At 39.7% G+C, this 16124-nt stretch carries 14 protein-coding genes; 4 read left to right on the top strand and 10 right to left on the bottom strand.

The annotated features are described in order from the left end of the window. Positions 1 to 111: 111 nt before the first annotated feature. On the top strand, positions 112 to 597 hold the full coding sequence (locus tag CDG60_RS07605) for an Lrp/AsnC family transcriptional regulator (RefSeq protein ID WP_087511535.1): 486 nt from the start codon (positions 112 to 114) through the stop codon (positions 595 to 597). Between the two features lie 143 nt (positions 598 to 740). Here CDG60_RS07605 and CDG60_RS07600 read toward each other — a convergent pair whose 3' ends face one another. Then, entirely contained in the window at positions 741 to 2981 is a 2241-nt protein-coding gene (locus tag CDG60_RS07600) for a DUF6351 family protein (protein ID WP_087511534.1), read from the bottom strand. Positions 2982 to 3578: 597 nt separating this feature from the next. After that, entirely contained in the window at positions 3579 to 5933 is a 2355-nt protein-coding gene (locus tag CDG60_RS07595; protein ID WP_087511532.1) for an AAA family ATPase, read from the bottom strand. A gap of 367 nt (positions 5934 to 6300) precedes the next feature. On the opposite strand from CDG60_RS07595, the gene mqo reads away from it, so the two are divergent. After that, complete coding sequence (gene mqo / locus CDG60_RS07590; RefSeq protein WP_087511531.1) at positions 6301 to 7944, top strand: malate dehydrogenase (quinone); 1644 nt, start codon at positions 6301 to 6303, stop codon at positions 7942 to 7944. A gap of 88 nt (positions 7945 to 8032) precedes the next feature. Here the strand turns inward: mqo and CDG60_RS07585 are convergent, their stop codons facing one another. From CDG60_RS07585 to CDG60_RS07550, 8 genes are all read right to left on the bottom strand, one after another. After that, on the bottom strand, positions 8033 to 8248 hold the full coding sequence (locus CDG60_RS07585) for a hypothetical protein (protein WP_087511529.1): 216 nt from the start codon (positions 8246 to 8248) through the stop codon (positions 8033 to 8035). 59 nt (positions 8249 to 8307) lie between these two features. Next, a complete protein-coding gene (locus tag CDG60_RS07580; protein ID WP_087511528.1) occupies positions 8308 to 8862 on the bottom strand; it encodes a hypothetical protein in 555 nt (184 codons plus the stop codon). A gap of 69 nt (positions 8863 to 8931) precedes the next feature. After that, complete coding sequence (locus tag CDG60_RS07575) at positions 8932 to 9513, bottom strand: hypothetical protein (RefSeq protein WP_087511527.1); 582 nt, start codon at positions 9511 to 9513, stop codon at positions 8932 to 8934. A 57-nt stretch (positions 9514 to 9570) separates the two neighbouring features. After that, positions 9571 to 12210, bottom strand: coding sequence for a bifunctional aconitate hydratase 2/2-methylisocitrate dehydratase (locus CDG60_RS07570; RefSeq protein ID WP_087511714.1), 2640 nt, complete (start codon positions 12208 to 12210; stop codon positions 9571 to 9573). A 281-nt stretch (positions 12211 to 12491) separates the two neighbouring features. Beyond that, complete coding sequence (locus CDG60_RS07565; protein WP_087511525.1) at positions 12492 to 12761, bottom strand: hypothetical protein; 270 nt, start codon at positions 12759 to 12761, stop codon at positions 12492 to 12494. Between the two features lie 139 nt (positions 12762 to 12900). Further along, positions 12901 to 13275, bottom strand: a complete 375-nt coding sequence (locus CDG60_RS07560) for a hypothetical protein (RefSeq protein ID WP_087511523.1) — start codon at positions 13273 to 13275, stop codon at positions 12901 to 12903. 110 nt (positions 13276 to 13385) lie between these two features. After that, the gene (locus tag CDG60_RS07555) at positions 13386 to 13817 is read right to left on the bottom strand and encodes an I78 family peptidase inhibitor (RefSeq protein ID WP_087511521.1); all 432 of its coding nucleotides are present in this window, start codon (positions 13815 to 13817) and stop codon (positions 13386 to 13388) included. A gap of 140 nt (positions 13818 to 13957) precedes the next feature. Then, positions 13958 to 14161, bottom strand: a complete 204-nt coding sequence (locus tag CDG60_RS07550) for a hypothetical protein (RefSeq protein WP_087511519.1) — start codon at positions 14159 to 14161, stop codon at positions 13958 to 13960. 608 nt (positions 14162 to 14769) lie between these two features. Between CDG60_RS07550 and CDG60_RS07545 the strand changes: the two genes are divergently transcribed. Next, on the top strand, positions 14770 to 15417 hold the full coding sequence (locus CDG60_RS07545) for a hypothetical protein (protein WP_160117001.1): 648 nt from the start codon (positions 14770 to 14772) through the stop codon (positions 15415 to 15417). Further along, complete coding sequence (locus CDG60_RS07540) at positions 15386 to 15871, top strand: hypothetical protein (RefSeq protein ID WP_227542943.1); 486 nt, start codon at positions 15386 to 15388, stop codon at positions 15869 to 15871. Before CDG60_RS07545 ends, CDG60_RS07540 begins: the two co-directional genes overlap by 32 nt. The last annotated feature ends 253 nt before the right edge of the window (positions 15872 to 16124 follow it).

The raw sequence follows: 16124 nt of genomic DNA, 5'->3' as shown, positions 1-16124 counted from the left end.
AACTTGGTTTAAAATAAAATGTTTCCCGTAATAAAACGAATTGTTGTTTGTTTATGGAATAATATTTCAGAACTTCACTACTTTTCGGAATTTTTTCCTGTGGTATAGCTTATGAACGATAGTCACTACACATTAGATAAGATTGACCGCAAAATTTTATCTGCACTCCGTAAGGATGGTCGTCTTACCGTTGCACAGCTTGCAGATCTGGTGGGGCTGTCTTCTTCTCCCTGCTGGACTCGGGTCAAGCGTCTGGAAAATCTGAATATTATTGAAGGCTATACCGCAAATATCAATCCTAAAGCCATTGGTATCAATGAGCTGTTTTTCATCGAAATCACTCTGGAAAGACACGATGATGATATTTTACAGCAGTTCAGTGAAGCCCTTGCAGAAATGCCTGAAGTTGTAGAGGCTCATCTGGTCACAGGTGATTATGATTATCTGGTAAAAATAGCGGTAAAAAATGCTGAACACTATGAACGCTTTTTAAGAAAGAACCTCTATTCAATGAAAGCTGTACGCCATACCCGGTCTATTTTTGCTCTGCGTTCGCTGAAACTGGCAAACACAGCTGACCTGCTGCTGATAGAGTGAATCGGGTTATTCCTTTGATTATCCATACCCTTGCTGAATCATGTGAAAACTTCATGTGCAAAGACAACAGACACATAAATGAAAAAGGCTGAACAATCAGCCTTTTTCATATTTTAAACAGTCAAAGATCAACTTTAAATATTTCAAAACAGCTGAAATGCTCCTGAAGCCCAGCCACGTGCAGACTTACTGCCCACCGATGGCAATGGCTGCCCACCATAAATAACCCGCCCCTGTCTATCCTGATAACTCAACCATGCCTCAGTCTGACTGAAACCAACAGGTGCTTTTGTATAATCACAAACGCCATCAGGGAAAACAGCTTTAAGACGTTGCAGCTGAGCATCTGTAAAGCGGACTTTATTGCCATAATCAGAGGTATTGAGCGGTTTCAACTGACATTTATTTGCATAGGTCGTCATGCTGTCGCCTGCAACCATCCGAGGGGTTCTATGAACAGGTAACAGTGTGGTTGAACACAGTTTTGAACGGTCAATACCACCCACTCCATTCATACACGAGTCTTTTATATCGGCTGGTTTATTTCTGGTCAGCTTTTCAGCCAGAGGAACTGCGCTGTTATCCTTTTCCACCTGAGCCAACCAGCGGTCCATATCGGTAAAGCTGACTTCCAGACACTTCGGATCTGCAACCAGCGCCAGAATTCCACCATAAATAACATGGTTGTTATAATTTCCATGTGCTTTTTCAAGTCGTGCCCGTACAGCAAAGGCTCTGTAGGCATCATGGAATAAACCTTCATCTGGACCACGACAGTCAATAATTGCCACTTTATCCAGGTGATTGGCAACATTGATCAGACCGGTACGGTAAGCATTTCTTAGTGCACCTTCGTTTGCTTCCAGGCGCTGAGGTACATCTTTGATGTCAATATTGACTCCACCCAGACGCTCATTCAGCAGTACAAATTTTTCCGCACTGATCACGCCATTCATCACACTGTCCAGTCCGTACTGCACTCCGACATTGTCGATCGGTAAACCTGCAAAACCACGTCCGAGCCTTTTTTCATTGTCCGACCAGATCTGCTCTGGGCGTGGCGCCAGCATATTGATGGCAGCATCTGTAATGGAACAGCGAACACCCGCAGGATGATTCACAGGATGATAACGCTGACTTTCAGAAATTCCATTACATACTCCATCAGGGCGGGCAACTTCAAACTGTGCAAGTTCACTGATATAACTGTTTAACTGAGATACATGTCCTTCAACATGGGCAATTTCCCATTCAGCCCATAACGCACCGGTCTGTAAGGGTTTTGAAAAATAATTGATCATCAGATGGTAGTCAGCAAACTGTGATGCTGTGCTCCAGGCATCAGGGAATGAACAGGTCGGTAATATTCCCTGATAAATTCCAGGATATGCATTTGCAACCCACTGAGCTGCCAGCGAACCGCCTGAACAGCCCTGCCCAATGGTATATCGCAGTTTTCCATACTGCTCAACAAAACGTTCTTTTGCCATGATCAGTGATTCTGCCTGAACAGCTAAATTACAGTTATGTCCACTGTTGGAAAGTGCTGTAGACATGACAGCAAAGCCTCGTCCCAGCGCAGTTACCGTTATGTCCGGTAAAATAGCTGCAGAAGTTGCAATCACGGTTGGAGATGTTCCACTTTGATAATCTGTTCCACAGCTGGAACCATGCGTCACCACCAGTTTATGATTGAACTGTGCCTGGGGTTGCAGGGCTGTCCACGGTCTAGATGGATCAAAAAGCACCGCATAGCGGTATTCATCACGGTTCTGATAACCTACTTCTTCGCGGATAATAAAAGGAACCGTTACACCTGCATCCGTTGTTGCCGTAGCAATCAGACCTGCTGCCGGCGGTTTTGCAGTATTGTATTCCTGAATCAGACCGACCTTGTCTTTATAGTAATAATTGTACTGCACTGGCTTATTGCAGGATGCATCCGTTGACCCATTTGTACATGTCCACGGATTTAACTGAGGTCCTGATAAAACTGGTCCATCTGTACTGTGATTGGTCAGCACCAGATTCTGAAAGTGTTTAGCGGTACTGACATTCAGCTGATTGTCCCCTTGCCTCAGCCCCTGAAGCAAAGCAGCTTTGTCAGAATTATTAAAAAGTGATGTGATGTCTTTACCGTTTAATATGACCTGATACTCAGATGAAGCCACATCAACAGGCAGATCCAGTGCTATCAGCACATCATTGTCTGTGACCAGATCAGGACGCGTAGATAAAACTTCCACCATTTCTTTTTCAGTTTTTCCATTTTCAGCAGCAGAATTTCCCTGACCAGAACCACCGCCGCCCCCTCCACCACAGGCACTCAATAAAACTCCACAGACTGCCAGATTTAAGGCATGTAATGTATATTTACTGCTCATAACTCAACCATCCATTGCTTTATTTGTTTTAAATTAATTATTTATATTGTTCGCTTATTAAGCATAATAAGTGCGTTAAGCAATCGTGCTTTTTTATTGTTATTTAATGTAATAACTCATTTTTTATTTAATAGGCAAAATAAATCACATTTATGATCACTTTTAACGCTGTGACTGAGCAAATCGGACAATTCAGACCGCCCCAAAAAATTAGAATTATTAAGTGAAAAATAATATATGCAAAATAATTATGTTTTTCTTTATTACAGTTCTGTTACTTTGGTTGTTTTTTAATCCAGATAATTATCAGATCCGTTTTCTCTAAGCGTAAATCCTCAGCCTGATCAAAATTATGCAGCAGGAAGTTAAATAAACCACCTGCTGAAAAACTGCTCCTGATGACTTACTGGAACAATTGTGCTTTAATATACTCAGTATGAGATGAGCCTTATATGAGTATCACGCGAGTGGTACGATCAGCCCCTGAAATATGGGGCTTTTTAATGCCTGAAATTTATAATCTGCAAATCAGAAAGTTAAAAAAACAGATATTGTATTTTCAACACAATATCTGTTCTGAAGTCCTGACAGTACAGTTTATTCTTCTGTTTCCAGTTCCCTGGAAACACTGTTTAAATCATCCATACTGATTTTAATATTCTCAATATCATCACCATCCATCATTGCACGACTTACTGCCTTACGTGTCGCACGTGTCACCAGTGAACTCAGATCACGACCTGACAACCCTGCTGTGATAGCAGCCAGATTTTCTGCCTCAGTTACAACATCAAAATCCACAGGCTTGTTTTGCAACAATAAAGCTAAAATTTTAGCGCGTGAACTTTCATCCGGCAGACCGATTTCAATTTTTCGCTCAAAGCGGGAAAGCAAAGCAGAATCAATATTGTCAGGGTGATTACTCGCTGCCAGTAAGAAAACTTGCCCAGCTTTGCTGGCTACTCCATCAATTTCCTGAAGCAACTGCCCAACGATCTCCTGAACAAATCCGTCCGAACTGCCGCCTCTTGAACCTGCAACGATATCAATTTCATCAATAAATACGATACAAGGTGCCTGCGAACGTGCACGCTCAAACAGTGCTTTCACTTTTGAACCAGACTGCCCCGTATAATTTGCTTTTAAGTCTGAAGTTGCTGCTGCAATAAATGAAAGACCAGACTGACCTGCTAGAACACGTGCGATCTGAGTTTTACCTGTTCCTGGCGGACCATAAAGTAAAATACCTTTAGGCGTGGAAATCCCCATTTTTTCCAAACGTTCTGAGTTGCGTAATTCTTTGCCGAGGTTCATAAACTCATTTAATGACTGCTCCGGCAAAATGATATCTTCCCAGGATAAAGTCTTGATCTGCGTTGAAGACTTGCCTCTCAGCTTGCGCACCTGCTCAACAATTTTATCGGTATCCAGGTCTGAATTGAAATTTTCAGCAACCAGGGTCGCAACCAGCGTATGAATATCCCGTCCAGACATTCCGGTCGTTTCTGTTACAAGCTCATCGGATACTTCAAGCTTGAAATCAGCCTGGTTGAATTCATTTTCCAGAATTTTTCGACGCTCTTTATCACTTGGTAGGCCAATTTCAACAGTTGATGTGAAACGGGACAATACCGCGGTATCCAGAATATCAAAACGGTTGGTTGCACCAATGACAAAAACCTGACCTGCTGCCTGATTAAAACCATCCCATTCAGAAATAAAAGTCTGAACCAGTTCATTACCGAAGCTGTCATTATCGACACCGCCACGTTTTGCAAATGCACTTTCACATTCATCTACAAACAATATAGTCGGCGCATTTTCACGACAGCGCTTCCAAAGCTCTTTCACTTTTGGTGCAGTCTGACCAATGTGCCCGGCTTTTAAATCTGCAATATTGACAGCTTCAAAATGACAGTCTGCATGTTTTGCCAGCTTACGGGCAATCAGGGTTTTACCTGTTCCAGGTGGACCATACAGCAATACACCTTTAGGCGATGGCTTACGCCCTGAAATAAATAAATCAACCAGTTTTAAAATACGGTCCAGTGTTTCTTCTTCAATTGAAACATCTGACCAGTTTATTTCAACTTCTTTTAAAGTTTTAATACGCTGCAATAAAGCATCAACCTGCTGCCCTGCGCGACCACTTTCTTCGGCATGTTCAGCATAGCTCTGAATCGCTTTGATCTCATCTCTGGCCTGAGTACCCAACTGCTCCATAAGCTCACAGTATAAAGACCAGTCCCAGCCATCCGTGTTGGCTCTAACACCAATAACCTGTGGTTTCCCCTGATTTTCAGGTATATGAACAAAAGCAAATTCACTGTTTACGGATGCTGAAGAATTGATCACAAGAAAATCTGCATTTTTCAGATCGCCATACTGTTTGTCCATTTTCCAGGTCGTCGTATTACTCTCACCCTCCTTTACCGGTGCGCGAACAGCCAGATATGGAAATGTGCTGTCACTGCTTTCTTTATCAGAAAAATGCATCAGTAAAACTGGAAACGTACTCAGTTTTTGAATAGATTCACGTTGCTTCGCTGTATTTAAGAGTCCCTGTTTTTTCATTCCAGTTCTTACAAGCCAGACATATATACCAATGCTTACAATCAGTCCGAAAAATTTACCCAGAAAATAAGGGATTCCGAAAAGCAGAATCAGTCCGACTACAAAGGCTACAAATGGATATTTGCATGCAGGTACCAGAGTCAGAGATTTTGTTAAACTTTCACTGCTGGCCTGTTTAACCAGATCAGCACTTTTTTGTTCGCATAAATTTTTCAGCTTATGCTCAGCACTGCGTGCTGCCTGCTCAACTGCCGGTAAATACTCTTTTGCTTTAGCTTCAAGTTCATAGTATTTTTTTGTCTGTACTTCCAGTTCAGCGACAGCTTTATCGTACTGCTGAGTCAGATATCCCGTCTTTTCCGTATCTAAATTTGTCATTTTTCAACCGATAAAATATTATTCCCCATTGTAATAATATGTGAAAATTTACGCTTTTCACAGCTTAATATACTTATTTTTCAATTATTTAATTTATCTAAATCATCGATTAAAAATATTTAATCACTCTTTTAAAAAGAGGCCATCCTTTCCCCTTTTTATAAAAAACAGGGTTTATATTCTGCATAAAGTGAGCTGTATACTTTCCTGCATCAGCAGTTTTTCAATATTTCTCTTGTTCAAAAATAACCTATATATTCCAATTATTTAGTTTAACTTAAACACATTGCCTACATAAGTTCACAATTTATACGCTTTCTGTTTATTATTATTTACAAACTATACTCAGTCACTAGCTGCCATAAAAATGAAGAAATTTTTAAAATACCTGATCATTTTGATCGTTATTTTTCTCCTGCTCGGTCTTGTCTTCCTGTTTCGCCCTATTGCCTCGAAAACCGTTACAACTAAAAATGATGAACCAATTGTAGATGTGGTTCTGATTGGTGGCGGGATCATGAGTGCAACCTTAGGGACTTATCTGAATGAGCTGGAACCTGATTGGAAAATCCAGATGTATGAACGACTGGACCAGGTCGCTCAGGAAAGTTCTGCAGGTTTAAATAATGCGGGTACGGGTCACTCTGGCTTTATGGAAATGAACTACACGCCTGAAAAAGACGGTAAAGTCGATATTAAAAAAGCCATTGATACTGCATCACAGTTTGAAGTCAGTAAGCAGTTCTGGTCTTATCAGGTTAAAAATGGCGTTTTAGATGAGCCTAAAAGCTTTATCAACCCTGTTCCTCATATTGCATTTGTTTGGGGTGACAGCGTTCCTTATATGAAAAAACGCCACGAAGCGATGCTTCAAAGCCCGATGTTTGAGGGTTTAAAGTATACTGAAAACCCTGCTGAGATTAAGCAATGGGCACCTTTGGTCATGCAAGGTCGTGATCCAAATCAGAAAGTTGCTGCAACACGTATGGAAGTCGGTTCAGATGTAAACTATGGTGCGATTACCTCTCAGTTAATTAACCATTTACAAAAACAGTCTAACTTTAAAGTTGAAACTTCAACTGAAGTAACCGGTATCAGTCCAAATGCGGATAAGACCTGGACAGTTTCATTTAAAAATCTAAAAGATAAAACAGAAAGTCACGTGAAAACCCGTCATGTATTTATTGGCGCGGGTGGTGCTGCGATCAGACTTCTACAGATGACGGGTCTGGAAGAAACCAAACAATATGCGGGCTTCCCGATTGGCGGTATTTTCCTGATGACGGATAATCCAGCGGTGACTTCACAACATACTGCAAAAGTTTATGGTAAGCCTGAATTAGGCGCGCCTCCTATGTCAGTTCCACATATTGATACACGTTATATTGATGGCAAAAAATATGTTCTGTTTGGACCATTTGCAACTTATTCAAACAAGTTCCTTAAAAATGGTTCTCAGTTTGATTTGATGGATGCAACCAATAAAAATAACGTGATTCCAATGGCAACGATTGGTATGGAAAATCTTGATCTGGTGAAATATTTAGTCAGCCAGGTTGCGATGTCTCAAAAAGATCAGTTTAATGAGTTGAAGAAATATTATCCTGATGCGAAGTTTGAAGACTGGAAATTAAACCAGGGTGGTCAACGTGTTCAGATCATTAAGAAAGTTCCAGGTAAGGATGCAACCTTACAGTTTGGTACTGAGATTTTTGCTTCTAAAGATGGTTCAATCACTGCGTTGTTAGGTGCTTCACCTGGTGCTTCAACTTCTCCATATATTATGTTGAATTTGATGGAAAAAGCTTTCCCTGAACAGGTTAAAGGTAAGTGGAATCCTAAGTTGCATGAGATTGTAAAATCGTATCAACAGGATTTAAATGCAAACCCTGCTCTGCTTGATCAGGTTCGTACTTATACCAGTTCTACACTTGGTTTGAATTATACGCCTGCGCGTAAAGCTGCCAATGATGCAACTGTCAGTACTCCTGCTGTGGCAAATGCTCAGTAATATATAAGCCTTTCAATAAAAAAGATGAGCAATTTGCTCATCTTTTTTTACTTCTTAAGTTCACTTTTAAAATTTGCTTTTAAAATGCTTACTCTATGTCATAGACCCATTTTTTAGCGTCTAAATCACTGGTTGTTTCACAGACATAGTAATCATGATCCCAAGCATCCTGATTGAAAATTTCTTTTTTGAAATAAGTGATTTGTTTACCATTTTCGATACAGACAAAGCTGTCGCCTTGGTCTTTGACTTGTGTTCCGTTGAGGAAACCGCCTATACAGAGGAATCGAGATTGTTTGGGCACTTGATTTATTCCAAGTTAAAATCTAAGGATAATTCTTTATATGGATATTACTGATTAATTCACCTGTTTTTAACATAATGATATGCTTCAACCGAATCTAAAGCCTGAAAAGTTTTTTTTGAAATATCATATATACATACTTTCTTAATCCATTTGATAGGAATATCCTCAAGAAAAGCTGCTTCCACTTTGGGTATAAATTTAGCACTATCTCGATTTTTCTCATTCCATTTTTCATAAAGTTTATTTCGATTTAAATATTTTCCACTTTTTAGCGCATCAATAATAATCCAAATAGAGATACCATCATTACTTTCATGACTTGGTATAAATTTATATAAATCAGCAGACAATACATCCCATGATTCTTTTGTATAAGTATCATAATCCACTTGTGAAAAATTTTTAAAATCAAAAACACTTATGCCTTCTAACTCTTGAACATAAGTTTGCTTAGTTTCACCTACTCTAATCCCGTGTCTAGAATATTTTTGATTACATGAATCAGGATTAACCAAAATAAATCCAGTTTCATAGATATTAATAAAAGAGTGGGCAGTTGTGGTGTGGCAAACTTCATTCAATAATTCTTTTGGTATCTCTATCTCATCCATAAAATAGTAACCAGTTAATACATTCTTGTTTTTAACTCAAGTTAATTTATTTATCAATAAATTAAAACCTTAACCTCTATAAAAATTCTCACGTCCAACCAAACCACCCCATTCTTCTAAACTATAAATTTTTAAATTTTCCACTTTGGTGCCGACCAATAAAAAGCGATCATCCCACGTCAAAACTTCATTTAAATCATTCGGTTCGATCTTCGAAAAGACAGGAAACATTTCTGGCTTAAACACCATCAAACCACTTTCAAGCAAAATCTTCACTTCTCTTGGATTTTCAGGAATTAAATGAAAAATTGGAATTCTAGCTAAAATCTGTTCTGTAATTTCATTAATATCATCATATAAATCATCTAAATACCATTTTTGATCTGCACATTTCCATAAATATAAATCACATTTTCCCTGATGAATACTTAATGTTTCAGTGATTGCATCAGGATCTTGATACCAAGCTGAAAATTTCAAACTCTCAGTGAGCACAATTTTAAATTCGGGCAAAGACATATAAGAATAATTCTTTAAAATATCTAAGAATAATTTTCTTAAACTTTCTTTTAATAATTCAACATCTTTTGTATTACTCAATATTTGTAGGAGTTCAATTTTATAGTCTTGTAAATTTGGGATACTTTTCATTTTATTATCAAAAAATAAGGGCCGAATAATCAGCCCTTATTTTAACTACTTAATCAATTAAGACAATTGAGCAGCAGCAATTTTCTTAGTATCAACGTCTTTAGAAGCGTCAGTATACGTTTCCATTTTGTCGAAGCTTAAGTATTGATAGATGTCAGCAGACATGCTGTCAATCTGAGCTGCATACTGTTGATATTCTTCTGGAGTTGGTAATTTACCAAGTACAGCAGCAACAGAAGCAAGTTCAGCAGAAGCTAAGTAAACGTTCGCACCTTGACCTAAACGGTTCGGGAAGTTACGGGTAGAAGTCGATACACAAGTAGTGTTCGGAGCTACACGTGCCTGGTTACCCATACATAATGAACAACCTGGCATTTCAGTACGCGCGCCAGCTTTACCATAAGTATTGTAGAAACCTTCTTCCATCAACTGGCGTTCGTCCATACGAGTTGGAGGAGCTAACCAAAGACGGGTAGATAAAGAACCACCAGGAACTTTCTCTAAAAGTTTACCCGCTGCACGGAAGTGACCGATGTTAGTCATACAAGAACCAACGAATACTTCGTCAATTTTCACGCCCTGAACGTCAGATAACAGTTTCGCATCATCTGGATCGTTTGGACAGCAAAGAACTGGCTCAGTGATTGTAGCAAGGTCAATTTCATACACTTTAGTGTATTCAGCATCAGCATCAGCTTTAAGAAGTGATGGATTCGCTAACCATTTTTCCATGTTCTCAACACGACGAGCCATAGTACGCGCATCGCCATAACCTTCAGAAATCATCCATTTCAACATTGTAATGTTTGATTTAAGGTATTCAGCAACTTTCTCTTCAGAAAGCGTGATAGAACAACCAGCAGCAGAACGTTCAGCAGAAGCATCAGAAAGTTCGAATGCTTGCTCAACAGTTAAGTCAGTTTCCATTTCTGTTAAGTCGATCTCAAGGATACGACCAGAGAAGATGTTTTTCTTACCTTTCTTCTCTACAGTTAAGTCACCTTGTTGAATCGCAACATAAGGGATTGCATGTACAAGGTCACGTAGAGTGATACCAGGTTGCATTTTACCCTTGAACTTAACAAGAATAGATTCGGGCATATCAAGTGGCATAACACCAGTTGCTGCAGCGAACGCTACAAGACCAGAACCTGCTGGGAAAGAAATACCGATTGGGAAACGAGTATGTGAGTCACCACCAGTACCAACTGTATCTGGAAGAAGCATACGGTTTAACCAGGAGTGGATAATACCGTCACCTGGGCGTAGTGATACACCACCACGGTTCATGATGAAATCAGGAAGCGAGTGTTGCATTTGAACGTCAACTGGCTTTGGATAAGCAGCTGTGTGACAGAAAGATTGCATAACCAGGTCAGCAGAGAAACCTAAGCAAGCTAAGTCTTTCAGTTCGTCACGAGTCATCGGACCAGTTGTATCCTGAGAACCAACAGTCGTCATCTTAGGTTCACAGTAAGTACCTGGAAGTACACCTTGACCTTCAGGAAGACCACAAGCGCGACCAACCATTTTCTGAGCTTGAGTAAAGCCTTTGCCAGTCGCAGCAGGCTGAACTGGTGTACGGAACAGAGTAGATACTGGCAGACCTAAAGCTTCACGCGCTTTAGTCGTCAAACCACGACCAACGATCAGGTTAATACGACCACCCGCACGTACTTCGTCTAAAAGTACTGGAGTTTTCAGTTCAGCTTCTGCAATCACAGCACCGTTTTTAGATGCAGTTACTTTTGCAGCAGCGTGATCGATATTCAGAACGATTTCGTCACCCATGTTCATGTTCTGAACATCGATTTCGATTGGTAACGCGCCTGCATCTTCCATAGTGTTGAAGAAAATCGGAGCGATTTTAGAACCTAAGCAGTAACCACCGTCTTTTTTGTTCGGGATGTGAGCAATGTCATCACCAAAGAACCAAAGAACAGAGTTAGTTGCTGATTTACGGCTTGAACCTGTACCAACAACGTCACCAACGTAAGCAACCTGATTACCTTTAGCAACAAGGTCTTTAATCTGGTTTAACGGACCAACTTCACCAGGAACTTCTGGGTTGATACCGTCTCGTACGTTTTTCAGCATTGCATTTGCATGTAATGGAATATCTGGACGGCTCCAAGCGTCCTGTGCAGGTGACAGGTCGTCTGTGTTTGTTTCGCCAGTTACTTTGAAAACAGTAAGTTTGATTTCAGTTGGAACGTCTTTACGGCTAGTGAACCATTCAGCATCAGCCCAGGATTGCATAACTGCCTGTGCATTTGCATTACCCGCTTTTGCTTTTTCAGCAACGTCATGGAACGCATCAAATACAAGAAGAGTTTTCTTTAACGCTTCTGCAGCAAGACCCGCCAGTGCAGCATCGTCAAGTAATGCAACTAAAGGAGCTACGTTATAACCACCAAGCATAGTACCCAGTAAGTAAACAGCACGTTCTTTAGATACTAATGGAGATGCAGCTTCGCCTTTTGCGACAGCAGCCAGGAATGCAGCTTTAACATAAGCAGCCTGGTCAACACCTGCAGGAACACGGTTTTCAAGCAAATCAACTAAAAATGCTTCTTCGCCTGCTGGTGGATTTTTTAATAATTCAACCAGGTCAGCAGTCTGAGCATCGTCAAGTGGCTTCGGTGGGACTCCGAGTGCGGCACGTTCTTCAACGTGTTGGCGGTAAGCTTCTAGCACGGTGTTATTCCTCTTTTTTAAAAAATTGCCTGTAAATTCCAGCTTAGTAAAAGCTTTACATGCAATATGGACTGTCAAATTTTACTAAAAATCCAGTCAAAAGTTAATGCACAGAAAGTGTTTCTTTGTGATGCCCATTATTTTCTAACTAAATGATGCTCATCATAATTGCTGAATCTTAAGCAATTTCACCAAAACGGTCTTAACTTTTGACTGTATTTTTCATTCATTAAAAAAGGCAACCCATGTTGCCCTTTTTCTTCAGTTTAAGATATTCAACCTTAGTGTACTGTGCTTGCCTGAATGTACTGTTGTAATTTGTCTTTACAGCCTTCAAATTTTATTAAAATTTCATCATCGTGCAACATACTGTGCTCTGCACCTGCAAATGAAATCTGTACCTGATAGATATGTGCATCCTGATCTATGCACTGTCTGATCATGACTTTATCACCCAGACTCAGTACATAACTGCTGCCACCGATAATTGCCATACCCTGCTCACCCTCAAGAATAAGGTCAGCATTGTGTAAATATCCTATCACTTCCATAGCACTACTCCCTTTCACTCTGTATTGATTATTTTATGAGCACATCCACTGTATCACAATTACACTGGTGCGCAATATCAATATAAAAGGCGTGCATTTTCAGTTCAGCAATATGAATCCTGCATAAAAAAACCGTTCATCAGAACGGTTTATAATCAGGCATTTTTTTCGGATCATGTGGCGACTTAAGACACTGTTCAAATGCCTGCGCACGGAATTTTTCCTGTATCGCATTTCTGTCAGCTTTAAGCTCTGCTTCTGGTACAGCATAAATTTTTTCAAGATATTCTGTTACAAAACCTTTGGTGGTCGGGTCGGTAACTTTTGCTGCATAGTCAGCCGCTTCTTTGTACAGGATGCCATTCTGACGGTCCAGTACAATCGTACGTGCTGCATTGCCAATACTGGTACAGTAACCTTTCCAGATTTCTTCTGGTGTTGCAGGCTTTTTCTCAGCACACCCAGCAACCAGCACTAAGGCTGCCACCGTACTCAAGCTAATCAACTTTTTCATATATCTCTCCTGTTGCGCACTATCTTACTCAAAATAACGGGCAAATGAAGAATCATTATCAACTTTAAATACAATAAAAGCCCAGATCTGGGGTTTTATCACTGAAAAAATTAACCGCAACTGGCATGAACCACTTTACCAGTTTCAGGGTCAACCGTCACAGTGACACGGTCTTCGCGGTAATCCATGGTTACAGGCTGTCCTGGCTGTACTAAGCGTACTGTCTTCGCACCCGTTTTTTTCTGAATCTGAGCTTCTGTTAACTTTGGCTGACCAATCAGAGCTGTCGCCTGTTCAGAGACGCATTTACTCTGTGCTGCACGGAACAGTGTCCACTCTTCAACGACCTGACCATCTGGTAAATGACAATAACCTGTTTCACCCCTGGCTTCTTTTCTGATTTCCAGCTTACCACCCTGTTCAACACAGTATGTACTGGCAGGATTTGCCATCCCTAAAGCAGGCTTGTCTTCACTTTTCTGCACAGTACTGCAACCTGTAACAGCTGCAATCATCAATCCAAGCATTACGATTTTTTTCATAAAATATTTCTTATACTAAAATATTGACATAGCCAATATACTTTAAAAAAACCGCACAGGTTTTGCAAAATTCAATGTCATATAAAAAAGCCCATCTATTGATGGGCTTTATTGCATTGAAAACTGTTTTCCAAGTCATTTCAGTTAACGGAATGAATATCCAGTTCTTCATTCTTAGTTAAAACTACAGATGCTAAAATTGGAGCACCTAAAATGAATGGCATGGCAAAAATCCAAAAGACCACGGTATAGTGCGGATCAAAATAAAACTGAATAGCAAGAGCCACTAAAATTAGAACTGAAAATAAAATCGCTGCGAAACGCATTACAAATTTAACCGGCATGGTGAACATCACTCTGAATTTACATGTCCATTTACTATACACATACTTTTAGTATGGTTTTATTGATTTTAGGTATCCTGTCGCTGTTATTCATAGGTTTTCTTCATCCTGACAGATCGAATACTTCTCATCAATTGCTGTATTCGCTCCACTTTTAAGCCCCATGTTCTCAAAAAAATACAGCATCCTGACAATGTACAGCTAAGTATTCGCTGCAACATGTGATACAAAAGCATCTGCAACTGGGTTGTTATATTCTGGCATAAGTTCAGTTTCACTTCCGACATACGATCAATAATTTCCTCAAACTCAGCCTGCTGTACTGTGTTGATGCTTACTCAGATATCAATCTGTTGCAGAACTTCTTTTTCCAGTACATCGGGTATCCATATCCATTGATGGAATTCTTTGGCGATTGGTATGCGAGTCAATATGTATCCTCCAAATTCCAATAGAATCAGAAGAAAAAAATCTGTTTCAGATACAATTTCATTTATCGACTGTATTTTAATCAATTAAGCTTAAATATTATCCTATATATTTAATTCGTAACATTTTTTGAGTAAATTATACTCACCGAAAATTAAGATTAAATTTAGACATACATAATGCAAATTAAACCACTTTTATTGTTAGGATTGTCCGGCATATTAACTGGATGTCAGGTTGTAGAAACGGCAGATAATAAAAAATCCGTCTCCATGTTACCCCTGTATATCCCTAAAGAAACCAGATACCTCAATATTCCAGCAAATGCTCCTCTTACTGAAAAGCGTGAAGCATACGCAAATCAGCTGATCAGCCCAGAGCAAAAATTTGCCACAATCAAAACTGTTCCATACGAGTTTTTTCAAGGCTCAGGCTCACTGAGTGCATATCCTTATACTGTATATACTTTTGATCAAAAACGAGTAAAGTTTGTCGAAAACGCGCTGTTAAGCCCATCCACAGTTTTAACCAGATTTGACCACTCACAGGTCAAACTTAAACTACCTGTTGGTCAACACGACATTGTTTTCGTAAGTGGTGCTGGCAGTCACAGTTATTTTACAGAAATTAAAAACGTGACACTGGAAGAAAATAAGGATTATGTGATTGGCATAGATAAAATTCCAAATGCCAAATCACGGGTATTTATTGCTGAATATGAAGTCGATCCAAAATTTAAAGCGACTGAGCCAGAATCCATTGTCATTAAAAAACGTATTGTTGAAGGTGTTGAGCATGCAAATCTTAAAAAAGTCAAAGTCTATTAAAACTGCTACCACCTTAGGGTTATTCACTTCGCTGTTATTACTCCAGGGTTGCGTAAGAATGATCCTTCCAACGTCCGATGCTGAACTGATGACCAAGTCAATTAATGGTGGTGGTTCAATAGAAGTACCTGTGGATTATGTACAAGCTTATGCAAATCTAAAGCAAGCATACCTCAAATGTATGGCATACCGAACTGTTAATGATTCCCTGAAAATTGATTCCAGTCTGGATCGTGAAAATAATATCGGGACTTTTTACGGTAGACCACCATACGGAACTTATACTTTCAAAACAACCATTACCCCAATAAATTCAAATACATCAAAACTTACACTCTATACAATCAGAGCCGGTTTATTAACAGATAATGCTAATCAAAATCTATTAAATAAACGTTTAGAGCAGGATAAAGTTCGTGCTTTGGGTCAGGACGCTAAATGCAATAAAGACTGATCATTTCAGACTTAAACTAAGAATACAGAGCGTCGCACGGCGCTCAGTTTATACATCATTTTGAACCAGTTTCTTTATTACTGGCACTGATACCATCCTGTAATTCATAGATCATACTGCATCTGTAAACTCCCCCTGCACTCAGTTGAACCACCCCTTAAACGAATTGCCATATCGGCGATACCCTTCCCCATTTAAGATACGGAACAGACAGGCATAAAAAAACCGCCTGGAAGGCGGTATAAATTTTAAA

Source organism: Acinetobacter chinensis, assembly GCF_002165375.2.
GTDB classification, from domain to species: domain Bacteria; phylum Pseudomonadota; class Gammaproteobacteria; order Pseudomonadales; family Moraxellaceae; genus Acinetobacter; species Acinetobacter chinensis.
This window is presented reverse-complemented; position numbering and strand designations above follow the sequence as displayed.

Coding starts and splice junctions, on each gene's coding strand:
- CDG60_RS07565 (WP_087511525.1), bottom strand. CDS start 12,761: ATGGAAGTGATAGGATATTTACACAATGCTGACCTTATTCTTGAGGGT.
- CDG60_RS07595 (WP_087511532.1), bottom strand. CDS start 5,933: ATGACAAATTTAGATACGGAAAAGACGGGATATCTGACTCAGCAGTAC.
- CDG60_RS07555 (WP_087511521.1), bottom strand. CDS start 13,817: ATGAAAAAAATCGTAATGCTTGGATTGATGATTGCAGCTGTTACAGGT.
- CDG60_RS07545 (WP_160117001.1), top strand. CDS start 14,770: ATGCAAATTAAACCACTTTTATTGTTAGGATTGTCCGGCATATTAACT.
- CDG60_RS07575 (WP_087511527.1), bottom strand. CDS start 9,513: ATGAAAAGTATCCCAAATTTACAAGACTATAAAATTGAACTCCTACAA.
- CDG60_RS07600 (WP_087511534.1), bottom strand. CDS start 2,981: ATGAGCAGTAAATATACATTACATGCCTTAAATCTGGCAGTCTGTGGA.
- CDG60_RS07580 (WP_087511528.1), bottom strand. CDS start 8,862: ATGGATGAGATAGAGATACCAAAAGAATTATTGAATGAAGTTTGCCAC.
- CDG60_RS07605 (WP_087511535.1), top strand. CDS start 112: ATGAACGATAGTCACTACACATTAGATAAGATTGACCGCAAAATTTTA.
- CDG60_RS07540 (WP_227542943.1), top strand. CDS start 15,386: ATGCAAATCTTAAAAAAGTCAAAGTCTATTAAAACTGCTACCACCTTA.
- mqo (WP_087511531.1), top strand. CDS start 6,301: ATGAAGAAATTTTTAAAATACCTGATCATTTTGATCGTTATTTTTCTC.
- CDG60_RS07550 (WP_087511519.1), bottom strand. CDS start 14,161: ATGCCGGTTAAATTTGTAATGCGTTTCGCAGCGATTTTATTTTCAGTT.
- CDG60_RS07560 (WP_087511523.1), bottom strand. CDS start 13,275: ATGAAAAAGTTGATTAGCTTGAGTACGGTGGCAGCCTTAGTGCTGGTT.